Here is a 7,114-nt window from a genome sequence, read left to right as displayed (position 1 = left end):
GTTCTTAAACCTTACGATGAACCAGTTTGATGCGCGACAGCGCTATGTCGGAGACTTAGTGGGGCCTCCCACATTTTAATAGCCGGGGCGGGCCTTGAGCTGTTCGGCAGCGGCTTTGGCCAGGTCCGGCGGCAGGAAGTCTTTGTCCGGGTTGTAGTCGGCCTTGAGGTAGCGCGCCAGATCCTGCAAATCCCCTGGGTTGAGCGTGCCCGCCGCCTGCTTCAAGCGCAGGTTGTCGAGGATGTAATCGTAGCGGCTGTTGTTGTAGTTGCGCACCGACGCGTACAGCTGGCGCTGTGAGTCCAGCACGTCGACGATGTTGCGCGTACCCACCTGATAGCCGATTTCCGTGGCTTCCACCGCGCTCTGGTTGGAGATGATCGACTGGCGGCGTGCTTGCACCTGCTCCACATCGGTGTTGACTGCACGGTGCAGGTTGCGGGTGTTTTCCACCACTTGGCGGCGCAGGCCTTCGCGTTGTTGCTCGGTCTGGTCGAGGCGCGAATAGGATTCGCGCACTTGCGAGCTGGTGAGGCCGCCGCTGTAGATCGGAATGTTCAACCGCAGGCCGACGGTGCGCTGCGACACATCGCCGCCGTACGGGATAGGCAACTGGTTCGGGTTGCTGAAACCCAGGGCGTCGTTGTCGCCTTTTTCGTATTGCGCAACCGCATCGAGGGTCGGCAAGTGGCCGGCCTTGCGCTGCCGAAGGGTTTCTTCGGCGGCGGTTACCGCGTAATTGCTGGCGAGCAGGTTGAGGTTCTGGCGCCCGGCAGTTTCGACCCAGGCCTTGGCGTCGTTCGGCGCCGGCGGCAGCACCGGCAGCGTATGAACGATGCCCTGGATCGAATTGTATTGGCGGTTGGTCAGGGTGATCAGCGCTTCGAAAGCGTCGTCCACCTGGCGCTGGGCCAGGATGCGGTTGGCCCGGGCAGTGTCGTAGCTGGCCTGGGATTGCAGCACATCGGTCTTGTCCGACAGGCCCACATCGAAGCGTTCGTTGGACTGGTCGAGCTGGCGCTTGAAGGCATTTTCTTCGGCTTTGGTCGACGCCAGGTTGTCCTGGGCGCGCAGCACGGCGAAGTAGCTCTCGGCACTTTGCAAAATCAGGTTCTGCTCGGAGGCCGACAGTTGCAGCGAGGCTTGCTCGTTGACCGCTTGGGCGGCTTGCAGCTGGAACCAGCGGTCGGCGCGAAACAACGGCTGGCTCAGGGTGGCGCGCCAGGAGTGGGCGTCACGGTTGGCCGTGGCGGCCGGTTGATCGATCTGGGTGCGCACGTTATTGCTGTCGGCACCGGCCGACAGATTCGGCAGCAAACCTGCGCGGGCCTGGGGCACCACTTCTTTTTGCGCGCCGTACTGCGCACGGGCAGCGGCCAGGTCGGCGTTGTTGTGCGCCGCTTCCTGATAGACGCTGACCAGGTCGGTGTTGGCGGACAAGGGCGCTTCAGCTGCCCAGACCAGTCCGTTGGTCGCACAAGACACGGCAACAGCCAGTGAGAGTTTGCGCAGCATGAGGCGATCCCTAATTTTAATATTACGACTATAATTTAGCGCTCAAGGCTAAGGCTGGCCATTCCTGGCGTCAAGCCTTGAAGCAGTGCCCGAGTGTAGTGGCCGGACCTGCGCACAACAATCCCACGATCGCGCCATTCATCACGCTGAATGCACCGCTATTGGCAATTTGCCCACGCCATGGTCTAGACTGGCCGCGTTCTTGTCGGGGTGCCTTGTTGGAAGGCTGAGATCGGTAAATACCGGATCCCGTTGAACCTGATCAGGTTAGCGCCTGCGTAGGGAACAAGATTTCTCGTCACCCGGCGAGTCCTCTTGTGCTTCGTCCGGGATGTTGTTCGACAATCGAACAGCCCTCGTGCGCCAAGCACAGCACTGGTTACAGTGCGTCCGTCCGTCACAGGTTCGCTCCGACAAAAATCCACCGCCTGGATAAGTTGGAGAGCCCGTGATGAGTACAAAACTAAAAAATACCGTGCACCTGAGTGAATCGGCCAAGGTCGACTCCGGCTCCGTGCAGCCGTTTACCCGCTCGCAGAAAATCTACGTGCAGGGCTCCCGCCCGGATATTCGCGTGCCGATGCGCGAGATCAGCCTGGACGTCACGCCTACCGATTTCGGCGGCGAAATCAACGCGCCGGTTACCGTCTACGACACCTCAGGCCCCTACACCGACCCGAATGTGATTATCGACGTGCGCAAAGGCCTGGCCGACGTGCGCTCGCCGTGGATCGAAGTACGCGACGACACCGAGCGCCTGCCCGGTCTCACCTCGCACTTCGGCCAGCAGCGCTTGAGCGACGCCGAACTGACTGCCCTGCGTTTTGCCCATGTAAAGAACCCGCGCCGCGCCAAGGCCGGTGCCAACGTCACGCAAATGCATTACGCGCGCAAAGGCATCATCACGGCCGAGATGGAATACGTCGCCATCCGCGAAAACATGAAGCTTGAAGAGGCCCGTGCCAGTGGCTTGCTGGATCAGCAGCACGCCGGCCACAGCTTCGGCGCCAGCGTGCCGAAAATCATCACGCCTGAATTCGTACGCGAAGAAATCGCCCGGGGCCGCGCGATCATCCCGGCCAACATCAACCACACCGAGCTGGAACCGATGATCATCGGCCGTAACTTCCTGGTGAAGATCAACGGCAACATTGGCAACAGCGCCCTGGGGTCGTCCATCGAAGAGGAAGTGGCGAAGCTCACCTGGGGCATTCGCTGGGGCTCGGACACGGTGATGGACCTGTCCACCGGTAAACACATCCACGAAACCCGCGAGTGGATCATCCGCAACTCGCCAGTGCCAATCGGTACCGTGCCGATCTACCAGGCCCTGGAAAAAGTCGGGGGCGCCGCCGAAGACCTGACCTGGGAGCTGTTCCGCGACACCTTGATCGAACAGGCCGAGCAGGGCGTCGACTACTTCACCATCCACGCTGGGGTATTGCTGCGGTATGTGCCGCTGACTGCCAAGCGCGTGACCGGCATCGTCTCCCGTGGTGGTTCGATCATGGCCAAGTGGTGCCTGGCCCACCACAAAGAGAACTTCACCTACACGCATTTCGACGAAATCTGCGAAATCATGAAGGCCTATGACGTCAGCTTCTCCCTTGGCGATGGCTTGCGCCCGGGTTCGATTGCCGATGCCAACGACGCCGCGCAATTCGGCGAACTGGAAACCCTGGGCGAACTGACCAAGACCGCCTGGAAGCACGACGTGCAAACCATGATCGAAGGCCCCGGCCATGTGCCGATGCAGTTGATCAAGGAGAACATGGACAAGCAACTGGAGTGCTGCGACGAGGCGCCGTTCTACACCCTAGGCCCGCTGACCACCGACATTGCGCCCGGCTATGATCACATCACTTCGGGTATCGGCGCGGCAATGATCGGCTGGTTCGGTTGTGCCATGCTCTGCTACGTCACGCCCAAGGAGCACCTGGGCTTGCCGAACAAGGATGACGTGAAGACCGGGATCATTACCTACAAGATCGCGGCCCACGCGGCCGACCTCGCCAAAGGCCACCCCGGCGCGCAGATTCGCGATAACGCCTTGAGCAAGGCGCGCTTCGAGTTCCGCTGGGAAGATCAGTTCAACCTCGGCCTGGACCCGGATACCGCACGTTCATATCACGATGAAACCTTGCCGAAGGATTCGGCCAAGGTCGCGCATTTCTGTTCGATGTGCGGGCCTAAGTTCTGCTCGATGAAAATCACCCAGGAAGTGCGGGAGTACGCGGCCAACCAGCGCATCGATGCGGTGGATGTGGATGTGGCCAAGGGCTTGGCCGAGCAGGCTGAGCGGTTCAAGCAGGAAGGTAGCCAGCTCTACAAGAAGGTCTGATCCATAGGCGGCGGTGCCTGCACCGCCGTCATCGCGGGCAAGCCCGGCTCCCACAGTTGGCCTAAGTGGACTCAGATTTTGTGTTCACAGCCGGTCCCCTGTGGGAGTCGGGCTTGCCCGCGATAGCGATCCGACAAACACCCACTCTCCCCTGCAATAACAACCGATCAGCGGCGTGCCGGCATCAGCTCAGGCTTGATCACGCCGGTGAGGCGCGTATAGGGCAGGGTGATTTCGATCAGCCCCTGTGCGTAAGGGGCGATGGTGCTGACGTTGTACTTGAGCACCACGCCGCCGCTGGTCAAGGCCACGTTCGGGGTTTTCTGAAACGGCCAGCTCTTCACGAACTCCGGGTCGCGGTCCATCTTGGTGCTGATCAACCAACTGTTGTGGGCGACTTTCGCGGTATTCCAGAAGGCCTGCTCCTGGCCGGGCAGTAGCATGTCGGCCAGGGTCAGTTCCTTATGCAGAATCCGTGAATAGTTGATAAACCCGCGGCCTGGCTCGCCGTGGGCGACACCGGTGTCCAGGTAGCTGGACACTTCAACGATCACCAGTCCGTCATGCTGGTCACGTACCTTGGCTTGCAAGTACATGCCGTGGCGGTCCGGCGACTCGCGCAGGAAGGTGTTGCGGTAAGCGTTCAGGCTCGCCGGCACGCTGGCGCCAGGCGTGGTGCGGGTCATTTGCAGCAGGCGCTGTTCCACCAGGCTGTCCAGTTGTGGCTCGGCAGGGAAATGCACGGTGTCGATGTTCACCAGCGGGCAGGCCGGGCTGTCACAGCCGGGCTTGATCTGCTCCGACTTGTCGGTGGTAACGTCCAGCGGCTTGAGGTAGGCGGGTTGGAACAGGCTCTGGCAAGCACCCAGGGTCAAGGCAATACAGGCCACGGAGGCGATTCTTAAAAGCGACATGTGTGTCCTTCGTAAATCGATGGAAAGCGAAAAGAGTAGCGCTTGGACTGCCAACGTGGCCGCCAGTTCGCCACTAAACTGATTGCAGTGAGTTTGACGTTCGCCGCCGCTGACGGCAACTGGAAAGGGGCTGCATCAACGGGCGCCGGCGCGTTAGGATGGCAGCCATTGCACGAGCTTAACGAGGGACACCATGACCGACATCGAGAAGTCGACGCCGAACAAGATCGAGATTGTTCAGCGTGACAATGCCTATAAAGGCTTCTACAAGCTCGATCGCGTGCAACTGCGCCACGAGAAGTTCGACGGCGGCATGAGCCGGGTGATCAACCGCGAAGTGTTCGTGCGTCATGACGCCGTGTGCGTGCTGCCCTACGACCCGCTGCGCGATGAGGTGGTGCTGATCGAACAGTTCCGCGTCGGCGCCATGGGTCGTGCCGATAACCCCTGGCTGGTGGAGATGGTCGCCGGCCTGATTGACAAGGATGAGCAACCCGAGGAGGTTGCACACCGCGAGGCCGAGGAGGAAGCTGGGCTGACATTCTCCGCGCTGTGGCCGATCACCAAGTATTTCCCGTCGCCGGGCGGCAGTACCGAATTTGTCCACCTGTACCTGGGCCGTTGCGATAGCTCGGGCGCGGGTGGGGTCCATGGATTGGAAGAAGAAGCAGAAGATATCCGCGTCACCGCCTGGGCCTTCGAAGATGCCTTGCAGGCGGTGCGCGACGGCAAGATTTCCAACGCAGCCAGCATTATCGCCCTGCAATGGCTTGCGCTTAATCGCGCGGAAGTGAGGGGGTTATGGCAGTAAAGGCACGGGAACGTTATCGAGTTGACCTGATCGGGCTGCAAGCGGCCTGCGAGGCCAACTATGCGCGGCTGATGCGCCTGCTCCCGGACATGCGTCACACCCCCCAGGCGCGGCGCATTGCTGTCACCCATGGCGACCAGATGCTCGGCGTGCTGACCCTGGAAGTCATTCTCACCTGTCCGTACACCACCACCTTGCGGGTGCGCCAGGAGCACAGCCTGCCGTGGTTGCCGGTGCCGCAATTGGAAGTGCAGGTGTACCACGATGCGCGTATGGCCGAAGTGATCAGCGCCGAACATGCACGACGCTTTCGCAGCATCTATCCTTACCCGAATGTGTTCATGCACCAGCCCGATGAGAAAGCACAGCTCAATGTGTTCCTCGGCGAATGGCTCAGCCACTGCCTGGCCTTGGGCCATGAGTTTGAAGTGGTGCGGTAGATGTGAACTGCGTCTGCTTCCTTGGGTTTCCTCTTTGTGCCCTGCCCCAGCATAATCGCGCCAACTATCCATTCCTGTGATTGCCAGGGAGAGCGCCTTGCCGAGCGTATCCGCCGTGAATCCTGATGCCGTGTTGCTGGTGCAGTTGTCCGACAGCCATCTGTTTGCCGACCCTGACGCCACGCTGCTGGGCATGAACACCCGTGAAAGCCTGCAGCGGGTAGTCGAGCTGGTGCGCGCGCAACAGCCGGCCATCGACTTGATACTGGCGACCGGCGACCTGTCCCAGGACGGCACGCTGGCTTCCTACCAGCAGTTTCGCGATTTGACCGCGTCCCTTGGCGCTCCGGCGCGTTGGATTCCTGGCAACCACGACGAACCGCAGGTCATGGCCCAGGCTGCCATGCACAGTGATTTGCTCGAACCGGTGGTGGATATCGGCAACTGGCGTATCACTCTGCTGGATTCGGCGGTACCCGGGTCGGTGCCGGGCTACCTGCAAGACGCGCAACTGCAACTGCTGGCGCAGGCCTTGAGCGAAGCGCCGGGCCGCCATCACCTGGTGTGTTTCCACCATCATCCGGTGCCCATCGGTTGTGCGTGGATGGAGCCAATTGGTCTGCGCAACCCCGAAGCGCTGTTTGCCGTGCTTGAGCGCTTTCCGCAGACCAAGGCATTGCTGTGGGGGCATGTGCATCAGGAGATCGACAGCGAGCGCGACGGTGTGCGGCTGTTGGCTTCGCCGTCTACCTGTATCCAGTTTGCGCCGGGGAGTGAGGACTTTCAGGTCAGCGAGCAAGCGCCGGGGTATCGCTGGTTGCGTTTGCATGGCGACGGACGGTTGGAGACGGGGGTGGAGCGTTTGGTTGGCTTTGCATTCACCGTCGATTACGGTAGCAACGGTTACTAAGGCCTCACTTGTGGGAGCTGGCTTGCCTGCGATGGCGGCCTGACTGCCGACCAGAATCTCGGATCAGACCGTGTACATATCCATTATTTAGGTAACGGCTGCTTATGGTTCCGCTTTTACAGCGGGTCACTTTTGGAAAAGAGCCCCAAAAGTAACCAAAAGGGCTCTTGCCCCACCACTCGG

The 7,114-nt window shown here is 60.7% G+C and carries 6 protein-coding genes and 1 riboswitch; of the genes, 4 read left to right on the top strand and 2 right to left on the bottom strand.

Annotated elements, in window-relative coordinates; translation table 11 throughout:
* Window positions 1-75: 75 nt before the first annotated feature.
* Window positions 76-1,515 carry a TolC family outer membrane protein gene (locus DK871_RS28030; protein ID WP_014716646.1) on the bottom strand — a complete coding sequence of 480 codons (1,440 nt, stop codon included), beginning with the start codon at window positions 1,513-1,515 and terminating at the stop codon, window positions 76-78.
* Window positions 1,516-1,711: 196 nt separating this feature from the next.
* Window positions 1,712-1,817: riboswitch (TPP riboswitch) on the top strand.
* Window positions 1,818-1,966: 149 nt separating this feature from the next.
* Here DK871_RS28030 and thiC point away from each other — a divergent pair.
* Complete coding sequence (gene thiC / locus DK871_RS28025; RefSeq protein WP_014716647.1) at window positions 1,967-3,856, top strand: phosphomethylpyrimidine synthase ThiC; 1,890 nt, start codon at window positions 1,967-1,969, stop codon at window positions 3,854-3,856.
* Between the two features lie 167 nt (window positions 3,857-4,023).
* Here the strand turns inward: thiC and DK871_RS28020 are convergent, their stop codons facing one another.
* Window positions 4,024-4,770 (bottom strand): RsiV family protein, encoded by a 747-nt coding sequence (locus DK871_RS28020; protein ID WP_161907440.1) that lies wholly within the window; start codon window positions 4,768-4,770, stop codon window positions 4,024-4,026.
* A gap of 193 nt (window positions 4,771-4,963) precedes the next feature.
* Between DK871_RS28020 and DK871_RS28015 the strand changes: the two genes are divergently transcribed.
* From DK871_RS28015 to cpdA, 3 genes are all read left to right on the top strand, one after another.
* A complete protein-coding gene (locus DK871_RS28015; RefSeq protein WP_161907439.1) occupies window positions 4,964-5,581 on the top strand; it encodes an NUDIX domain-containing protein in 618 nt (205 codons plus the stop codon).
* On the top strand, window positions 5,572-6,021 hold the full coding sequence (locus tag DK871_RS28010; RefSeq protein ID WP_073524857.1) for a DUF1249 domain-containing protein: 450 nt from the start codon (window positions 5,572-5,574) through the stop codon (window positions 6,019-6,021). Before DK871_RS28015 ends, DK871_RS28010 begins: the two co-directional genes overlap by 10 nt.
* 97 nt (window positions 6,022-6,118) lie before the next feature.
* Window positions 6,119-6,931, top strand: coding sequence for a 3',5'-cyclic-AMP phosphodiesterase (cpdA, locus tag DK871_RS28005; RefSeq protein WP_138763116.1), 813 nt, complete (start codon window positions 6,119-6,121; stop codon window positions 6,929-6,931).
* Window positions 6,932-7,114: the final 183 nt, after the last annotated feature.

Origin of the sequence: Pseudomonas sp. L13, assembly GCF_009935965.1 — a bacterium.
In the GTDB taxonomy this organism is placed as follows: Bacteria; Pseudomonadota; Gammaproteobacteria; order Pseudomonadales; family Pseudomonadaceae; genus Aquipseudomonas; species Aquipseudomonas lactis.
The sequence above is the reverse complement of the archived record's forward strand: the minus strand, read 5'-3'. Positions and strand labels throughout refer to the sequence as shown.

Excerpts from the sequence above, each read along its gene's own strand:
- thiC (WP_014716647.1), top strand. The coding sequence starts at position 1,967 with ATGAGTACAAAACTAAAAAATACCGTGCACCTGAGTGAATCGGCCAAG.
- DK871_RS28010 (WP_073524857.1), top strand. The coding sequence starts at position 5,572 with ATGGCAGTAAAGGCACGGGAACGTTATCGAGTTGACCTGATCGGGCTG.
- DK871_RS28030 (WP_014716646.1), bottom strand. The coding sequence starts at position 1,515 with ATGCTGCGCAAACTCTCACTGGCTGTTGCCGTGTCTTGTGCGACCAAC.
- DK871_RS28015 (WP_161907439.1), top strand. The coding sequence starts at position 4,964 with ATGACCGACATCGAGAAGTCGACGCCGAACAAGATCGAGATTGTTCAG.
- DK871_RS28020 (WP_161907440.1), bottom strand. The coding sequence starts at position 4,770 with ATGTCGCTTTTAAGAATCGCCTCCGTGGCCTGTATTGCCTTGACCCTG.